Source organism: Pseudogulbenkiania ferrooxidans 2002, assembly GCF_000174355.1.
Taxonomy (GTDB): Bacteria; Pseudomonadota; Gammaproteobacteria; order Burkholderiales; family Chromobacteriaceae; genus Pseudogulbenkiania; species Pseudogulbenkiania ferrooxidans.
In genome coordinates this window covers 41,703-59,154 of sequence record NZ_ACIS01000013.1, presented here as the reverse complement: position 1 = coordinate 59,154, position 17,452 = coordinate 41,703, and the positions used below count along the sequence as shown (strand labels likewise).

Below are 17,452 nucleotides of genomic sequence, written 5' to 3'. Positions count from 1 at the left end.
GCCGAAGCCTTGCTGGGGATCAGAACGGCGTGCAGTGGTTGCCGCCGATGTCGTAGTTGGTGCCGCAGCCCGGGCAGGCGTGCTCGCCGATCATGTCCGACAGGCGCTCGCCGCAGGCGCACATCCAGCCCATGCGGTAGGCCGGGGCGCCGACCATCAGGGCGTAGGCCGGCACGTCGTGCGTCACCACCGCGCCGGCGCCGATGAAGGCGTACTCGCCGATGGTGTGGCCGCACACCACGGTGGCGTTGGCGCCGATGGTGGCGCCCTTCTTCACCAGGGTGCGGCGGTATTCGTGCTTGCGGCTGACGTGGCTGCGCGGATTGTTGACGTTGGTGAACACCATGGAGGGGCCGCAGAACACGTCGTCCTCCAGCGTCACCGCGTCGTAGATCGACACGTTGTTCTGCACCTTGACGTTGTCGCCGATGATGACGTCGTTGCCGACGAACACGTTCTGGCCGAACGAACAGCGCTCGCCGATCACCGCGCCGGCGCAGATGTGCGCCCAGTGCCAGATGCGGGTGCCGGCGCCGATGGTGGCGCCGTCGTCGACGATGGAAGTGGGGTGAACGAGATAGGTCATGCGGGTGCCCTCACGCAATCAGAAAAACAGGAAAAAACCGTCGACGAAAAACACCAGGCCGAGCAGGGCCACCGGCAGCGCGGCGAGCCAGACGGCCTTTTTCTTGAACAGGCCGGCGATCGAGGAGATCAGGATCGCCACCTGCAGGAAGATCACCGCCATGCCGAACGGTTTGCCCTGGCGCTGCGCGCTGTCGCGCTCGGCCTCCAGGGTACGCGCCTTCTGCTCGATGTCCTTGCGCTCCTGGTTGTAGCGCGCGGCGCGCTCGGCGGCCTGCTGCAGCGTTTTGGCGTAGCGCTCGCGCACCGTCGGCTCGACCTGCGGCGGCAGGTTGTCCAGCGCCAGCTGCAGGCGGTCGCGCTCCATCTCGTAGAGGTTGCTCTTGATGCTCTTGGCCTGGTAATAGGCCCACTGGTCCGAGGCCTGGGCCTGGGTGATGACGCTGCGCGTGGAGAAACTGCCGCCCTTGAAGGTGGACAGCGTGGCGCACACCGCCAGGATGACGGTGGTCAGCGCCAGATAATTGAGCCAGGGTTCTTTCTTTTCGTCCGCCATGATGTTGCTTCGGGTAACACGGTGAAAACGGGAGCGGCCCGCCGGCGGCGGGCCACGGGAATCAGTAGTCGAGCGGCAGGCTGACGCGGCGGCCGTCGCGCGCCGACAGATACATCGCGATCAGCAATTCCAGCGACTTCAGGCCCTCGCGCCCGTCGGTCTCCGGATCGGCCTTGCCCTGCATCACGTTGATCACGTTGTCGTAGTAGAGCGGGTGGCCGAAACCGTACACGCTGGTGGTGGCGTAGCTGGCGCTCTGGATCTCGTCGTCCATCGGATGCGGCTCGGCGAACTCCCAGTGCTGCACCTCGTTCACCGCCACGCCGCCGACGCGCACCGTGCCCTTCTCGCCGATGATGGTGATCGAGCCTTCCAGGTTCTTGGGGTAGGTCAGCATCGTCACGTTCATGCTGCCCAGCGCGCCCGAGCGCCACTTGACGCTGACGGTGCCGGTGTCCTCCACCTCGATGTTGCGCGCCAGCGTCGCGGTATAGGCCTGCACGCTCTCCACCGGGCCGATCAGCCAGTCCAGCAGGTCGACGTAATGGCTGGCCTGGTTCATGAAGGCGCCGCCGTCGAACTCCCAGGTGCCGCGCCAGGCGGCCGAGTCGTAGTACTCCTGCGGCCGGGTCCAGAACACGTTGACGTTGACCATGTAGAGGCGACCGAAGCGCTTCTCTTCCATGGCGCGCTTCAGGAGCTGCAGCGTGGCGTTGCGGCGGTTCTGCTTGACCACGAACAGGCGGCGTCCGGCGCGGTCGGAGGCCTTCACCATGGCCAGGCCGTCCTCCCAGCGCGTCGCCATCGGCTTCTCGGTCATGACGTGGAAGCCGGCCTCGGAGCACTCGATGCTCTGCGCCGGATGCAGCCCGGACGGGCTGGTCAGGATCACGATGTCGGCCCGGGTCTCGGCCAGCAGCGCGGCCAGGCTGGCGTGGCCGCGCGCGCCGGTGCGCGCCACCGCGGCGGCCAGCGCCGCCGGGTCGATATCGCACACGTCGGTCAATTCGGCGCGCTCGGCGTGCTTCTCCAGCGCGGCAAAGTGGTTCTGGGCGATGCGGCCGCAACCGACCAGCGCGAAGCGGATCTTGCGGTCGGTGATCGGGGCCTGATGGGCAGCTTGCATGGTGTTCTGGTCTTTCTGGAAAAGGCAAAGGGCGGCCTGGGCCGCCCACATCGATCCGGTGGCGTGACAGGCTGGCCAGCGCCGCTCCGCCACACCGGCGTCATTATACGCCAGCCTCTATTAAATCAGCAGGCGGTTGTCGCTGTGCTGATTGGTCGACTTGAGCCGGCTGACAAACTCCGGAAATTCGAGCCCGAAGCGCGCCTCCAGTTCCTCGGCGCGTTTTTTCAGGCCCTCGAAACGCGTCAGCGCCGGCGAACCGGCGAAGGCCATCACCGCCACATTGCCGTGGCTGGCCGACGGCAGCTCCAGCACCCGCCCCTCGAACACCCCGAGCAGACGCTCCACGAACTGGTGGTAGCGCTTGTCGCCGCTCCACCAGTTGGCGACGAACACGCCGTCCGGCGCCAGCGCGCGCTTGCAGTCCTCGAAGAACGCCTCGGTGGTCAGCGCGTCGACGATCTGCAGCCCGTCGAAGCCGTCCACCAGGATGGCGTCGGTCGAGCCGCGGAAGATCTTGACGTAGTCGGCGCCGTCGGCCTCGACGATCTCGAAGCGCTCGCCCTCTTCCGGCAGCTCGAAGAAGGCGCGCGCCACATTGATCACCTGCGGGTTGATGTCCACCGCCACGCTCTTGGCGTCGCGCAGGTAGAAGTCGATGTAGCGGGCGAACGAGCCGCCGCCCAGGCCGATCTGCAGGATGTGGCGCGGCTCCGGATTGAACAGCAGAAAGCCCATCATGGCGCGGCTGTACGACAGCACCAGCCGCACCGGGTCGTCCACGTCCATCGAGCTTTGCACCGTCTCCGAGCCCAGGTGCAGCGAACGGATGCCGCCCACCTCGGAGATTTCCACCTCCGGCATGGCGTCCACGCCGTCGCGCACGCGGCGGCGGAACGGATGACGCGCTCTACCCGCCACAGGAGGTCTCCTTCGGGCGGGAGTCGAGGATGCTGATGGTGCGACGCTGCGCTTCGGCCAACTCGTCGTCGCCCGGCAGCGGCGGATCGCGGAATTCTTCCTTGTCGAAAGCAGTGTCGCCGTCGGCGAACGGCGCGTCCCCGGTCTTGAGCCCGGCGAAGTCGAACAGGCCGGTATCGGCCAGGTGCGACGGCACCACGTTCTGCAGCGCGCGGAACATGCTCTCCAGGCGGCCCGGGAAGCGCTTGTCCCAGTCGTTGACCATCTCCTTCACCACCTGGCGCTGCAGGTTGGGCTGCGAGCCGCACAGGTTGCACGGGATGATCGGGAACTCGCGCAGCCTGGCGTAGCGCTCCAGGTCCTTCTCGCGGCAGTACGCCAGCGGGCGGATCACCATGTGCTTGCCGTCATCGCTCACCAGCTTGGGCGGCATCGACTTCAGCTTGCCGCCGTAGAACATGTTGAGGAACAAGGTATGCAGCATGTCGTCGCGATGGTGGCCGAGCGCGATCTTGGTCGCCCCCAGCTCGTCGGCCACGCGGTACAGGATGCCGCGGCGCAGGCGCGAGCACAGGCTGCAGGTGGTCTTGCCCTCGGGGATCACGCGCTTGACGATGGAGTAGGTATCTTCCTCGACGATGCGGTACTCGACGCCGATCGCCGTCAGGTACTCCGGCAGCACGTGTTCGGGAAAGCCCGGCTGCTTCTGGTCGAGGTTGACCGCGACGATGGAGAAATCGATCGGCGCCGACTTCTGCAGTCCGAGCAGGATGTCGAGCAGGGCGAAGCTGTCCTTGCCGCCGGACAGGCAGACCATGACGCGGTCGCCCTGCTCGATCATGTTGAAATCGTTGATGGCGTCGCCGACGTGGTGGCGCAGCCGCTTGGCCAGCTTGTTGGCCTCGAACAGCGCCTTCTGCGCCTTGGCGTCGAGGGTTTGGATATCGGACATGGAAGGAACAGCTAAGAAATTGAAAAACAGGCGATTTTAGCGCGAATCGGGGGCGCCTGTCATGGCCGACACTACAACACCACGCTCCTGCCGCCATCCACCGCCAGCACCTGCCCGGTGACGTAAGCGGCGTCGAACAGCAGGAATTTCACCGCGCGCGCGATATCCTCCGGCGTACCGATGCGCGCCAGCGGGATGCTCGCCTCGATGCGGCGCTTGTGCTCCTCGTCGAAGAACGACTCGCCCTCCGGCCAGAGGTTGCTGCCCGGCGCCACGCCGTTGACGCGCACCTCGGGTGCCAGCTCGATCGCCAGGCTGCGGATCAGCTGGGCATGGCCGGCCTTGGCCAGGTTGTACACCACGTGCGACTTCATCGGCCGCTCGGCGTGGATGTCGACGATGCCGACGATGGCGCCGCCGCTCGCTCTCAGATACGGCGCGGCGGCCTGCGCCAGAAACAGCGGCGCCTTCAGGTTGCTGCCCATCAGGTCGTACCACACCGCCTCGTCGATATGGCCGATGCCGGAGGGGAAGAAGCTGGAGGCGTTGTTGACCAGCCCATCGAGCCGGCCGAACGCCTCGAGCGCGGTCTCCACCAGGCGCGGCAGCCCGGCGATGTCGTGCAGGTCGGCCTGCACCAGCACCACCGAACCGCGCCGCACCGCGTTCAGCTCCAGGGCCAGGCTTTCCGCCTCGGCGCGCGAACCGCGGTAATGCAACACCAGCCGCGAGCCCCCCGCGTGCAGATGACGGGCAATGCCCGCACCCACCCGGCGCGCGCCGCCGGTAATCAGCACCACCTTGCCCTCGCCCATCGCCCCTCTCCCCTTGTCTGTCGCGCCGCCGCCCATCCCGCCTCTTTCCGGCACGGCGGAATTGGCCGACAATTCGTCCAATTCTACCGCAAGCCACGCCATGACCCAGTTACCCGCCCCCGACGCCGCCGCCCTGGCCGTCAGCCAAGAGCTCTCCCGCCACATCGCCGCCGAGATCGCCACCCACGACGGCTGGATTCCGTTCTCGCGCTACATGGAACTGGCGCTGTACGCCCCCAGCCTCGGCTACTACAGCGCCGGCAGCCGCAAGTTCGGCGCCGCCGGCGACTTCGTCACCGCGCCCGAGCTATCGCCCTACTTCGGCCGCACCCTGGCGCGCCAGCTCGCCGAGCTGCTGCCGCAGACCGGCGGCACGCTCTACGAATTCGGCGCCGGCACCGGCCGTCTCGCCGTCGACATTCTCACCGAGCTGGAAGCGCTCGGCCAACTGCCCGAGCGCTACGCCATCATCGACCTCTCCGCCGACCTGGTCGAGCGCCAGCGGCAAACGTTGGCCGAAGCCCTGCCGCACCTCGCCGGCCGCGTCGAATGGCTGAGCGAGCTGCCGGAACAGTTCGACGGCGTCATCATCGGCAACGAAGTGCTCGACGCCATGCCCTGCGAGCTGCTGCACTGGACCCCGACGCCGCAACAGCGCGGCGTCACCGTGCGCGACGGCGCCTTCGCCTGGGAAGACCGCCCCATCGCCGATCCCCGGCTCGCCGCCGTGGCCGCCGCGCTCCCCCCCGAGGCGGCCGGCTACCTGTCGGAAGTCAGCCTGGCCAACCGCGCCTTCATCGCCACCCTGGCCGCGCGCCTGGTACGTGGCGCCATCCTCCTGATCGACTATGGCTTCCCCGAACGCGAGTACTACCACCCGCAGCGCCACATGGGCACGCTGATCGGCCACTACCGCCACCACACCGTGGACGACCCGTTCTACCTGCCCGGCCTGATGGATCTCACCAGCCATGTCGACTTCACCGCCGTGGCGCTGGCCGGCACCGACGCCGGGCTCGACCTGATCGGCTACACCACGCAGGCGCAGTTCCTGGTCAACGCCGGCATCACCGCGCTGCTGCAACAGCTCGATCCGGACGACGTCGCCCGCTACGCCCCGCGCGTCGCGGCGGTGCAGAAGCTGCTCTCACCCAACGAGATGGGTGAACTGTTCAAGGTGATCGGCTTCGGCAAGGGGGTGAGCATCGACTGGATCGGCCTCACCGAGGGCGATCGCTGCCACGCCCTGTAAGAACCGGCCCCCGATCTGTCGCGAGCGGCCCTCAGCGGGGTGAAGAGCAGCACAGGGACCGGAACGGACACGTGGTCCATGAGGATTCCCGATCGCTGAGCCAATCGAAGATTGGCACGCAGTGCACATGAGCCCCGATCAGGGACCCCGCAGCAAGATCGGAGACAGGTTCTAAGCGTTCCGGCAAAAAATACGCCCCAGGTGTTGACAGCCCCAAACAGCCCCGGTATAGTTCGCCCCACTTCGACGCAACAAGCAACGAAGCAGCGTGGCGAATTAGCTCAGTCGGTTAGAGCGACGGAATCATAATCCGCAGGTCCGGGGTTCGAGTCCCTGATTCGCCACCAAGGAATTCAAGGGGTTAGCTTAGGCTAACCCCTTTTCCGTTTCTACACTGTCAACGAAGTGTCAACGGCTCTCAAATCTTGATACTCTATTGCTCATGGCATATATCTATGGTCGTGGTGCAGTATGAAATTTGATCGAGCCTTCTCCCCAGAACTCAACGAATCTGTCACTCCCTACCAAGCACGAGAGCTCTACACGGACGAAGATAGTCCGTTCTTCGAGCAAAAGCTTCGGTTCCTCTGTGAAGATAAAGACTGTCGAGCCAAGCTGACGCCAGTCGGAATCTACATGACACGAAAGTCGAAGCGTGCGCTCCACTTCAGGGAAGATGAGCCCCACACCCTTCAATGCGAATATTGCGACGACAAGCTCGGTGGGAAACGTAATCCTGCCCCAGGTCAGCAAGAAGATGATTTCAAACTAACCAACTTTCCTACCGAGCTACTTCTTGACCCGCCAAAAAGAAAGCCTGGAAGCGGTGGCACAGCTACAGGGGGAGATGGGGGTGATGGTTCCGGGACGAAATCAACTGGCGGGGCTCCAGGCTCTGATGCCCCTCGTAAGACAAGTTCGAAAACCAGATATCTTGACCAAGTAGTTGACTGCTTTCTCTATGGAGATGAGTCCGCGAAGAATAATAAATTTACCATCGGGGACAAAACTAAGCCTTTCTCCAAGTTTTTCAAGTCCGTCAAATTCCTGGCTGACGGACAAGGCTACATTTACCATGGCGAAGTTAGCAGCTTAAAACCCTATAGCAATGCTGATTCATTGGGTATTAAGTTTACTGAAAAGCATTGGAGCCCCAACAAGAAACCTCATACGGTATGGGCTTACATTTCCAAAGAAACCATAGACAAATCTCGAAGGAAGAAATTCTTCCGTGCGGAAGTTCAGGAATTAGAAAAAGCCATCAACAATGGCGAGAAGGTACGCTGCTTCTTTGTTGGAACTAACCCATACATAAAGAGCAACCCAAGCCAGTTCAATGATGGAACATACGAGACCCTCAACGACGAACTCCAAAGCATTGATCACATCTCTTTCGTTTTTGAAAAAGACAATTAAATATTTGCTAATGGATTAAGAAATTTAGCCTCTTGCAAATGATCTGGGGCCAGATGGGCGTAACGTATAGTCATAGTTAAGCTCTGATGCCCCAATATTTTTTGCAAAACTAAAATATTGCCACCATTCATCACAAAATGAGATGCAAACGTGTGGCGTAGGACATGGGTCATTTGTCCATCAGGCAAAACTAGTCCGCATCGCTCAACCGCGTCCCTGAACGCTCCCCAGCAATACTGAAATAGCCGGTCTGTGCTACCTACGTCTTTTGCTTTCAACTCATCGTAGAGCCCCTCAGCGACAGGAACCGTTCTATTCTTGCCGCTCTTCGTGCCTGTGAACTGAAGGGACTGGTTGCGTAGCTGGCTTTTTCTCAGCCCCTCAGCTTCACCCCATCGCGCCCCAGTAGACAGACATATCTTTGCCACCAAGAGAGCATCCTTGTTCCGACAGTTTTCCAGCTCAGCTAGTAAGGTTTGGATCTGATCTACCGTCAACCATGACAGCTCTTTCTCCGGAATTTTGAACTGACGGACCATGGCCAAAGGGTTTTCTTTTTTCCAAAGCCCCAAACGCTTCAGTTCGTTGAAAACGCTCCGCAAGTATGCATGCTCACGGTTCATGTTGTTTGCAGTCACACCAGACTCCAAACGTTGAGCACGGTATTTAGCAAAATCTTCAGCAGAGAACCGATCTGCAACCGGATTCCCCATTGCCTCGGCCATTGCCAATAAGCGACGCAGGGTGTCAGCCGCAGACCTCAGGTTACAACCATGATGCTGATACCACAGTTCGATCAGCTCAGCCAGAGTACGCAAATCCCTTCTCTCTGGCTCCCACTCTGGGCTCTGAGCAACTTGTGACTTAACCCAGGCCTCCCACGCCAAAGCCTCGGACTTTAGGGGGAACGTTTTCCGAAACCGTTTCCCTCCACGCCCTCCTGGTTGAATATCAACCAACCACCCAGAATCACTTTTCTTTACAGCCACACACTCACCCTTCGCTATTATTCATACTCGTATACTTATTATGCATTTCAATTCTTTCTTTTAGCTTTTCCAGCTTCTTATCTAACTCACCATAACTCACACTTAATTTTCCCGGCTTCATTTTCTTCTCAATCGTCACCTTCATATCTTCAACCAAACCAACAAGAGCTTCAGTTCCCTCATAGTCGAACTCTTTTTCCGTTTCCAGCAATATCTCTGCCCGCCTTAAAGATTTCGATATTTTCAACTTGCTAATAAGCGAATCATATTTGATGACATCTGGCGTTGGTTTTGCGTTTCGACTCCCCAAACGAAGCTGACGGGCGGATTGAAGTTCAAAATCAGTAACCAGTTCTGATGGGGTTAGCCCACCGAGATCTTCACCGAGCTCTTCTTTCCACCAGTTCAGTACAAGTTCTCTCGCTTGCTGTCTTGCGGCGATAGCATCTTGGAAATAACGGACAGAGTTATCTTGCCCGCTCCCGCTATATGGGTAGCCGTCGGACTCGCGAGGAGCTACATGCCCATACTCAGGATCAGTCAACCCAGTCACAAGCCAGAAGGCGAATTGAGGCCACTGCTTTGACACTGCCTCAACCATCTCGGACGTCGCACGTTGCCGCGCTCGCCCAAAACTTTGCCACGTTGTTGCGGCGATACCGCTGATCTCCTCCAACTCCTTCCACCGCCGCACCTCGCTAGTTTTTTCCTTAATTATCAACATAATACGATCACCAAGAGTATCCATACCCCTCCCTCACCAATCACGATTCATGACAAATTATCCAGTTTGCCATGGACAAATTATCCATAGTGTTTGTAACATAAGTCCATCGACATACGTCACAAGATCCATTATGGGCGACAACATCAACTTCTCACAAATTCCCCTCGTAACCCCCGCTGTAGTGCCAGTCATGGACCGCGTCTCGTTTGCCCGGGCCATTGGCGTAACCGAAGGAGTGGTCGACGGCTGGATCGCCCGTGGATACATCCCTTGCACCCAAATTGGCCGTCATCGCTTGGTCAACCTCGCCGCACTCACCAAACGCTGCATCGACCAAGCTGAATTCCGCCTGTAGCCCCACAGAAACCCAAACCCCCCGAAAGGAAACCCATGAGCATCCCGCAAGAAGCAATCAAGCTGAACCTGAAACCTAACCAGTCCCTGCTGCGCGGCCGCGTCAATGTGATCCGCAAGGCCGAAGAGTTCTTCTACACCGAAGTCACCCTGCCGGCGCCTGACGAATACAGCCAGCCGGCAGTGGTCGAGATCCGCTCGCGCAAGCGCATCGGCCAGGCCGGTGACACCGTCGAATGCCTGGTCGGCTGCGGTGGCTACCGTGGCAAACCGTTCAACTACACCGACAAGGACACCGGCGAGCGCTTTACCCGTCGCCCGGTGGTCAACGCCTACCACGCGGTCGAGGAGTAAGAGCCATGGCGGCTTTGACCTCGGCCTCTGTTCAAGCCGCGCTCAAGGTGGCGGGAGAGGTACACGCGGAGTTCGCCAAGGGCTCCCATCCCTCCGCCCGCCTGCTGGCCGATCGCGCCTTCATCTCCACGTTCTTCGGCTACCTCGGCCCGGACATGGATTTCGCGACCGATCAGGAGCGCCGGCTCTTCACCCACCTCTCCAAGCAATTGGGTCTGCCCGACCCGCTCGTGCCGTATGGCCACAAGAAGGTGCACTGACATGCTGTCGAGTACTTCCGCTGCCAACCGTCGCAGTAGCTACCGGCAAGACGTTTCATTTGCTGAAGACTGCTTTTCGGTAGCACCTGCGCATTTGTCGCAGGTCGCCAAGCGGAAGTACTCGCGCACCTATTTCAGCTCGGACTTTGCCAAAGACGGCGATGCCCGCCGTACCGCGAACCTCGGCGCTCTTTCGTTTCGTGCCTTGATGGCGTCCAAGGACAGCAAACTGCGCTTGTCCTGGAGCCGTGAGGAACAAAACGAAAAGGCTGTCGAAGTCGTCAATCAACTGACCCGTCGGCTCGGCCGACACGGCGCTTATACACCTCCGCGCTATTGGCTGCCGTCGCTGATGGCATTGGCCAATCAGTACGGCGTCTATCTGTACGACGACCTCAACGCTTCCTCATACGCTCGCTTGATCGATCCTCCGGGTAAAAAGCAGGTCACCCCCGATTCCTTTCTCAAGCGGCTGCTGGACGAACAGTTCTGGCGCATGACGTTCCGCCGTGTGCTGCCGCAACTGGCGGAAACCCATGCTCGCGCGATGGGGCTGGTGAGCAAGACACAAGGACTTTATGTCTCGGATTACCAAGCCGATGCCCAACGTCGCCAAGCGGCTCGTTCGCGCGAATACCTGAAGAATTTGATCGTCACCAACGAGGATGGCTATTCGGAATCGGTACTGAAGTTCGCCGACAGCACGGTATCCAACCCGCGCAACCGTTACTCCGAATTGATGGTGCGCATGGCCGGCACCGAACGAATCGCCAAGGCGCTGGGTTTTACCGCCGTGTTCGTCACCTTGACCTGTCCGAGCCGCTTTCACGCCATCAAATTGCTTGGCAAACGCAAGACGCGCCCGAATGAGAAGTTCGACGGAGCCACGCCGGCTGATGGCCAACGCTATCTGACCCGCTATTGGGCGCTGGTACGCGCCCAATTCCACCGCCGGGGCATCAAGGTGTTCGGCTTTCGTATCGCCGAGCCGCATCACGACGGCACGCCGCATTGGCACCTGCTGCTGTATGTGCGTCCGGAGCACGCCGATGCGCTGTCCGAGCTGCTGACCGAGCACTACACCCGAGAAGACCAGACCGAGCTGCGTAACCGTCGCTCTGGCCTGCTGAAGACTTCGCGGCGGGTCAAGATCAAGTGGCTCGACCCAGAACGCTCGGCGACCGGCTACGTCGCCAAGTACATCGCCAAGAACGTCGACGGCTGCGGTTCGAACGGCGAATCGATCGGGATGAACTTCGACGGCCTGGACGCGCCGACCGCTGCCCAGCGCGTGAGGGCCTGGGCATCGCTGTGGCGCATCCGCCAGTTCCAGCAGATCGGTGGGGCGCCAGTCACGCTGTACCGAGAACTGCGTCGAATTGCCAACCTCGATAGCGCCGAGTTCGACTCCGACGTCCTCGACGCGGCCGTAGCCGCCGCCGACCAGGGCGACTGGGAAGCCTACGAGCACGCGCTCGGTTTCGGCTCCCCGCGCAAGGATCGTCTGCTGGAAGTGACGTGCGACGAAGAATTGCCGAACAAGTACGGCGAACTGGTTCGCAACAAGATCGTCGGCGTGGTCGACAAGACGGAGGGGGTGTTCGTCCGTTCTCGCCTGCACGAGTGGACGGTGGAACTCCGCACTGGCGGCCGCGAAGCGGATCGCCAGCTTGGATTCATGTGTAATAACTGTAACGACGCATCGCGCGATGGAACATCGCGCCACCACGAACCGCGCTCGCTTTCACTCGATTTCGAAGCCTTCGACTCCGACAACGATTTCCTCGACCCACCTCCGCCGTATGAGCCGCCCCCCTTTCTGATACGGAGGGCCGGCCATGCCTAGCTTCAGCACCGGCACAGTTCAAACCGTGCTTGTCTGCGCCACTGCGCCCGCCGAGGGCTTCACCGCGCTATCGCCTGTCAGCAGCGCGGGCGATGCCGTGTCGGTCTGCCCCGGCGGCGCGCAGCTATACACCCGCCAAGCCTACGTGCTCGATGCCAGCCAGCAACAGGCCGTCGACGCCGCCTTGGGGCCGTTCGACTACGGCTATGCCTCCGCATTGTGGACGCTCGCCTTCAGCACGGTCGTCGGCCTGTACTTCGTTTCTCACGGTATTTCGCTAGTCCTCAACATGATCCGTCGTGGCTAGCCATGCGTCCGGGCGCTTTCCCCGGGTTTTTCTCAAGGAGCTTCAAACCATGTTCAAAAAAATCGCCTTCCTCGCTGCGCTGTCCACCGTGGCTACTGGTGCCCTGGCTGCCGGCCCGGACCTGACTCCGCTCACCTCGGTGGTCGACTTCGGCACTGTCATCACCGCAGTGCTGGCGATCGCCGGTCTACTCGCCGGCGTCTACGTCGCCATCAAGGGTGCCAAGATCGTGATCGGCATGGTGCGCGGAGCGTAAGCCGACGCCCTTCGGGTAACCGGGGGGCGATGTCCCCCCATTTTTTCCTGACCGATCATGACCATCAATCAACTGTGGTACCTGCTGATCTTCGCCTGGGGAATTCTCTGCGGCTGGGCGGTGATCCAGGGGATGAGGAGCTGATATGCAACCTGAGATCCATCTCGCGTTTCTTTACCTCTTGGGCTGGATCGGCTTCCTGCTGCTTCTGTGCCTGATCGGGCTGTGGTGGAACAGCCGGTGAAACTGAAAATCGCTGCCCTGGTGGTGTGTTTGACGGTGCTGCCTGTACATGCCACCAATCTGATCTTCGACAGTAAGGGCAACATCATCGGCAGTTACGTCGCCGCCACGCCGGCGACTCAGGTCGATGCGTTGCGAGCCAAGGCTGCGCTCTCCGGCCTGGTTCAGCAGAACGCAGTGCAACGCGGCTTCAGCAACACCGATCCTCGGGTGATTAACACCGTATCCAAAGTTGGGACAACGGCAGTGGGGGCGGCAGCAGGAGGAGCCGCCGCCGTTGTCGTCGCAGGTGTGACAGCTCCAGCATGGGTATCCGTTATGGCGGTTGCAGCAGTAAGCACCGTCGTGACCTATGGGGTGACGGTGGCCCTCGACGGGGTGGTTAAGTGGGCGTTTGGTGATAACAGCACGGTCACCGTATCCGGCTCTCCCGGCGAAATGGCGTTCGATCAAATCCCGTTTGCCTCGGGGGCTGCCAGTAACTTCAAACCGGCAGCAATGCAAAAGGGGGGAGAAGCTTGGTGTGCCATGACCACCTCCGCCACCCCAATTTGCGCCGGCGATCCGGGCACAGCGATTTTTGGATACCTCAGCTCGTATGTCTGTGCCGGCACCTACCAATACCCTTACCGTTTTGATCCGTCACAGTGCAGTGCTCCCTATAGAGACGGGGATGGCTCGAAAACGGCCTGGACCAAAATCAACGTTACCGGTTCGACGGCCAACATTGGCTATGCCACCGCTTTCTTACAGTACGGGAGTTGGACTGAATTTAAGGGAGAAACTTTTACCTACGACGTGACAAAATCGGTCGCGGCCGCCGATTGTCCGGTTCTGAGTTACTCGGTTGGTGGCAAATGCACCTCGCTGGGCATCACCCCGACGTCGACCAGTTCGAGTGCCGATGGCGTCAAATCGCTCTCCGACGCTGTTAGCGGATTGCCCGATAGTGAGAAGTCCAAGCCGATCAACCCGGTCTTGCTTGCCGCGCTCGCCAACCAACTGTGGAAGCAGGCTGCCCAGCAGCCCGGTTACGACGGCATCCCCTACAGCAACATCCAACCGATCAGTGCGGCGGACGCGCAGGCATGGCAGCAGGCCAACGCCAGCTACTATCCGACCGTCGGTGACATGACAGCGCCGATGCCTTCGGCGGGTTCCGGAGCCACTGGCGGCAGCTCACCCTGGGCACCACTGCCACCGGACTCTACTGGCACGCCGGTCTCGCCAGATACGGGCACCGGCACAGTGACGCCGGGCGGTTCTACCGGTACCAATCCGGGTGCCGACCAGCCGCAACTCAACCTGGGCACGGATCCCGGCATCGGCGCGCCGTCGCTCGAGACGACACCGACCGCGCAAATGATCTTGGCGCCACTGCTCAACTTGCTGCCCGACTTCAAGCGCTTTACCACGCCTCAGCACTTGGCTGTCTGCCCCAAGCCGGAGTTCAACCTGTTCGGCAAGGTGATCGTCATGGATAGCCAGTGCACGATTGCGGAGGGGCAGCGTCAAGCGCTTTACCTGATCATGACCGTCGTGTGGGGCGTGGTCGCTGTTCTCATCATCCTATCCGCCTGAGTTCTCTATGTTCGGCATCGTCCTTTCCGCTCTGAACGCGGCACTGGCCTGGCTGGTGCGTTCCGTCCTGGTCAAGTTCGCGACCTATTTCGCCCTATGGTTCATCACCACTGAATTCATCCAGGTTCTGCAATCGGCCGGAGTGTTCCCGACCGCCGACAGCCTGACCGGTTCCCTTGGCGGGATCCCGGCGGCGGTGTGGTACTTCCTTGATCTGTTCGCCCTCAGCCAGGGACTGCCGATCGTGCTGGCGGCTGTCGCGACGCGCTTCATCATCCGCCGCATCCCGGTGATCGGATAATCTCATGGCAATCAATGCATATACCGGCCTGCAAGGCTCCGGCAAATCGTTTGAGGTGATGCGCTCGGTGGTGCTCGAGGCGATCTTTGCCGGCCGTAAAGTCGTAACCAACATCGACGGTATCAACGAGGAGCGCATCCACGCCTACCTGGTGAAGAAGCGTGAGGCCGATCCCGACAAGCTCGGCCATGTCGTCCACGTCAGCAATGCGCGGGTGAAGGAGCCGGCGTTCTTTCCCGACGAAGAACAGCCGGATGTGGTGTCGGTGGTCCAGCCCGGCGACATCGTGGCGATCGACGAAGCGTGGCGCTTCTGGGGTACGGACGGCGGCAAGTTCAGCCACGAGCACATGCAGTTTTTCCGCATGCACCGTCACTACACCCACCCGGACACCGGCGTGGCGTGCGACGTAGTGCTCATGACCCAGGACATCACCGGTCTGCACCGCAACCTGCGGAACGTGATCGAGTTCTCGTTCCTGATGACCAAGCTCAAGTCGCTGGGGCTTACCAAGATGTATCGGGTGCAGATCTATGAGGGCTGGAAGCAGAACAAGAAAACCCAAATCGACGTCCACAACAAGAAGTACGACTCCGAGATCTTCCCACTCTACAAGTCATATGCAGGCGGCCAGGGCAAGGAAAACGCGATCGACAAGCGTGCCAACATCCTGACCAACAAGAAGCTGTGGCTGATCGCGCTCGGGGTGGTTGCCTTCATCAGCTTCGGCATCTGGAACACTTGGCGTTTCTTTCATCGTACGCCTGCGGGTACACCGGCGCTGGCGGCCAAGGAGGCGTCGCAGCCGGCCAGTCAAGTAGCGCCGGCACAGCCTTCCCAACCCGTACAACCGACGTTCTCCGAGCGCTGGCGCGTAGTCGGGCAATTCAGCGCGAACGGGCAAAGCTGGGTCGTGATCGCCAATCAGCAGAACCGTGTGCGGCTCGAGTCGCCAAGCATGTTCAGCAACAGCGGTCTGTCAATAATCGGCGTGGTCGATGGCGCGCGCGTCACTACCTGGTCGGCGCCGCCAGCCGCGGCCCAGAGCTCGCTCGGCCTAGGAGTGCCGCGATGAAACGATCCCTCATCGTGCTTTCACTGTTGCTGGCCGTCAGTGCCCAAGCCGCACCGCCCCTCGTCACCAAGCCCCCGGCTCCGGTCGCACCAGCGGCGCAGCCCCCAGCACCGAAGTTCGACTTCCAGGGCGTCAACGTGGCGCAGGTGATCGCACTACTGTACGGGGAAGTGCTCAAGCAGCCGTATGTGCTCGATCCAAACGTACTCGGCGACCAGCGCCTAGTCTCGTTCCGCTTCGATGCGAGCAAGGGCGAGCTGCGGACCTTCCTCCGCGCCTTTCTCGATTCTCTCGGCTTCGCGATCGAGATGCGCGGCGGCGTCGACTTCGTCACCGTCAAGCCGGCCGAGCAGAAAGGCCCGGCGCTCGAACTGTTTGTCTACCGGCCAAAATACCGCGATCTCGCCTACCTGACCGAACTACTCAGGCCGCTGTTCAAGAACGGCTCATTCACCGTCAACCGCACGGTGCGCGCCGCGCCGGGCAATGCGTCGAGCACGCCAGCGCCGTCCGGCACCGCTGCGGCACTGATCGACCAGAAAAGCGACGTGATGGTGTTCCAGGGCACGGCGGCCGAGATCGACATGCTCAAGCGTGTACTGCCACAAGTCGATACTGCGATGGGAGAGGTGCTAGTGAAGGGCGTGGTGTACGAGGTGTCGACCGGCCAGAACGAGGCGTCAGGCTTCCAGCTCGCGCTGTCTCTGCTAGGCGGCAAGCTTGGTGTGACGATCGGTACACCGCCCAAGGGCGACAATGCGATCACCCTCAAGACCGGCGCGATCGACGCCGCGATCGGTGCACTGGCCGGCGATTCGCGCTTCAAGGTGGTGTCGACTCCGTACCTGCGGGTCAAGTCCGGCCGCAGCGCCTCGCTGACGGTGGGACAGGACGTGCCGGTGCTCGGGTCGGTGTCCTATCCGCAGGGCGGCGGCACGCCGGTGCGCTCGATCGAGTACAAGTCATCCGGTGTCATCTTCAACATCGCGCCCCAGGTGCGCGACCGCACGATCGACCTCGAGGTGTCGCAGCAGGTGTCCAACTTCGTCAAAACCGAGACCGGCGTCGATGACTCGCCGACCCTGATCAAGCGCGAGCTCCGCACCCATGTCTCCGCCCTGGACGGCGAGCTGATCGTGCTCGGTGGCCTGCGCGACGAGAAGGACAACGCCAGTCGCACCGGGCTGTCCTTCCTGCCCGACTTCCTGCGCGCCCGCTCCAGCAGCAGCAACCAGACCGAGATCCTGCTGATGCTGCAACTGACCAAAACGGCCAGCTAGCTCCGCTGGAAACCGGGATGGGCAAGGATTACTGGTGTTTATGCGTGAATGCCTGGTTGACCGATGCGCAGAGGGGCCAAGGCATGCCCCATCCTCGGTTCCTGGGCGATCTGCCCGAGCAATCCACGCATAAACACCAATAATTCCGCGCGACCTTCCTGGTCCGACTTTCCTTCGACTTGCCCACCCCGCGCGACACGGCGCCGGCTGGCGTACCGCAGCGCGCGAGCGCGAGGAACACACAGCCGGAGCCAGA

The 17,452-nt window shown here is 61.2% G+C and carries 20 protein-coding genes and 1 tRNA gene; 13 read left to right on the top strand and 8 right to left on the bottom strand.

Features of this window, described 5'->3' with window-relative positions; all coding sequences use genetic code 11:
• Positions 1-19 precede the first annotated feature (19 nt).
• The 6 genes from FURADRAFT_RS18495 to FURADRAFT_RS18470 form a co-directional block, all read right to left on the bottom strand.
• Positions 20-586 (bottom strand): acyltransferase, encoded by a 567-nt coding sequence (locus FURADRAFT_RS18495; RefSeq protein WP_008955705.1) that lies wholly within the window; start codon positions 584-586, stop codon positions 20-22.
• Positions 587-604: 18 nt separating this feature from the next.
• Complete coding sequence (locus tag FURADRAFT_RS18490) at positions 605-1,141, bottom strand: DUF4337 domain-containing protein (protein ID WP_008955704.1); 537 nt, start codon at positions 1,139-1,141, stop codon at positions 605-607.
• A gap of 61 nt (positions 1,142-1,202) precedes the next feature.
• Positions 1,203-2,267 (bottom strand): Gfo/Idh/MocA family protein, encoded by a 1,065-nt coding sequence (locus tag FURADRAFT_RS18485; protein ID WP_014085786.1) that lies wholly within the window; start codon positions 2,265-2,267, stop codon positions 1,203-1,205.
• Between the two features lie 120 nt (positions 2,268-2,387).
• Positions 2,388-3,131: a polyamine aminopropyltransferase gene (locus FURADRAFT_RS18480; RefSeq protein WP_050773252.1), complete on the bottom strand. Its 744-nt coding sequence runs from the start codon at positions 3,129-3,131 to the stop codon at positions 2,388-2,390.
• A 46-nt stretch (positions 3,132-3,177) separates the two neighbouring features.
• Positions 3,178-4,140, bottom strand: coding sequence for a tRNA 2-thiocytidine(32) synthetase TtcA (gene ttcA / locus FURADRAFT_RS18475; protein WP_008955701.1), 963 nt, complete (start codon positions 4,138-4,140; stop codon positions 3,178-3,180).
• 71 nt (positions 4,141-4,211) lie between these two features.
• Positions 4,212-4,991 carry a pteridine reductase gene (locus tag FURADRAFT_RS18470; RefSeq protein ID WP_150105105.1) on the bottom strand — a complete coding sequence of 260 codons (780 nt, stop codon included), beginning with the start codon at positions 4,989-4,991 and terminating at the stop codon, positions 4,212-4,214.
• Positions 4,992-5,055: 64 nt separating this feature from the next.
• On the opposite strand from FURADRAFT_RS18470, the gene FURADRAFT_RS18465 reads away from it, so the two are divergent.
• The 3 genes from FURADRAFT_RS18465 (at position 5,056) to FURADRAFT_RS20655 (ending at position 7,623) form a co-directional block, all read left to right on the top strand.
• Positions 5,056-6,207, top strand: coding sequence for a class I SAM-dependent methyltransferase (locus FURADRAFT_RS18465; RefSeq protein ID WP_008955699.1), 1,152 nt, complete (start codon positions 5,056-5,058; stop codon positions 6,205-6,207).
• Positions 6,208-6,477: 270 nt separating this feature from the next.
• Positions 6,478-6,554 (top strand) — tRNA-Met (locus tag FURADRAFT_RS18460).
• 124 nt (positions 6,555-6,678) lie between these two features.
• Complete coding sequence (locus FURADRAFT_RS20655; RefSeq protein ID WP_150105104.1) at positions 6,679-7,623, top strand: hypothetical protein; 945 nt, start codon at positions 6,679-6,681, stop codon at positions 7,621-7,623.
• Here the strand turns inward: FURADRAFT_RS20655 and FURADRAFT_RS20315 are convergent.
• Together FURADRAFT_RS20315 and FURADRAFT_RS19900 are read right to left on the bottom strand one after the other, a co-directional pair.
• The gene (locus FURADRAFT_RS20315) at positions 7,620-8,441 is read right to left on the bottom strand and encodes a phage integrase (protein WP_201441973.1); all 822 of its coding nucleotides are present in this window, start codon (positions 8,439-8,441) and stop codon (positions 7,620-7,622) included. The two genes, FURADRAFT_RS20655 and FURADRAFT_RS20315, sit on opposite strands and share 4 nt — an antisense overlap.
• A 175-nt stretch (positions 8,442-8,616) precedes the next feature.
• Positions 8,617-9,360, bottom strand: coding sequence for a hypothetical protein (locus FURADRAFT_RS19900; protein ID WP_008955696.1), 744 nt, complete (start codon positions 9,358-9,360; stop codon positions 8,617-8,619).
• A 109-nt stretch (positions 9,361-9,469) separates the two neighbouring features.
• On the opposite strand from FURADRAFT_RS19900, the gene FURADRAFT_RS18450 reads away from it, so the two are divergent.
• The 10 genes from FURADRAFT_RS18450 (at position 9,470) to FURADRAFT_RS18405 (ending at position 17,196) form a co-directional block, all read left to right on the top strand.
• A complete protein-coding gene (locus tag FURADRAFT_RS18450; protein WP_008955695.1) occupies positions 9,470-9,694 on the top strand; it encodes a hypothetical protein in 225 nt (74 codons plus the stop codon).
• 35 nt (positions 9,695-9,729) lie between these two features.
• Positions 9,730-10,047, top strand: a complete 318-nt coding sequence (locus FURADRAFT_RS18445; protein ID WP_008955694.1) for a hypothetical protein — start codon at positions 9,730-9,732, stop codon at positions 10,045-10,047.
• A gap of 5 nt (positions 10,048-10,052) precedes the next feature.
• Positions 10,053-10,307 (top strand): hypothetical protein, encoded by a 255-nt coding sequence (locus tag FURADRAFT_RS18440; protein ID WP_008955693.1) that lies wholly within the window; start codon positions 10,053-10,055, stop codon positions 10,305-10,307.
• A 1-nt stretch (position 10,308) separates the two neighbouring features.
• Complete coding sequence (locus FURADRAFT_RS18435; protein ID WP_008955692.1) at positions 10,309-12,153, top strand: replication endonuclease; 1,845 nt, start codon at positions 10,309-10,311, stop codon at positions 12,151-12,153.
• Positions 12,146-12,460, top strand: a complete 315-nt coding sequence (locus FURADRAFT_RS18430; protein ID WP_008955691.1) for a hypothetical protein — start codon at positions 12,146-12,148, stop codon at positions 12,458-12,460. Before FURADRAFT_RS18435 ends, FURADRAFT_RS18430 begins: the two co-directional genes overlap by 8 nt.
• 49 nt (positions 12,461-12,509) lie before the next feature.
• On the top strand, positions 12,510-12,716 hold the full coding sequence (locus tag FURADRAFT_RS18425) for a major capsid protein (RefSeq protein WP_008955690.1): 207 nt from the start codon (positions 12,510-12,512) through the stop codon (positions 12,714-12,716).
• A gap of 240 nt (positions 12,717-12,956) precedes the next feature.
• Complete coding sequence (locus FURADRAFT_RS18420; protein WP_008955688.1) at positions 12,957-14,540, top strand: hypothetical protein; 1,584 nt, start codon at positions 12,957-12,959, stop codon at positions 14,538-14,540.
• Between the two features lie 7 nt (positions 14,541-14,547).
• Positions 14,548-14,841: a DUF2523 family protein gene (locus tag FURADRAFT_RS18415; protein ID WP_008955687.1), complete on the top strand. Its 294-nt coding sequence runs from the start codon at positions 14,548-14,550 to the stop codon at positions 14,839-14,841.
• 4 nt (positions 14,842-14,845) lie between these two features.
• Positions 14,846-15,916, top strand: a complete 1,071-nt coding sequence (locus FURADRAFT_RS18410; protein WP_008955686.1) for a zonular occludens toxin family protein — start codon at positions 14,846-14,848, stop codon at positions 15,914-15,916.
• On the top strand, positions 15,913-17,196 hold the full coding sequence (locus FURADRAFT_RS18405; protein WP_008955685.1) for a type II secretion system protein GspD: 1,284 nt from the start codon (positions 15,913-15,915) through the stop codon (positions 17,194-17,196). Before FURADRAFT_RS18410 ends, FURADRAFT_RS18405 begins: the two co-directional genes overlap by 4 nt.
• Positions 17,197-17,452: the final 256 nt, after the last annotated feature.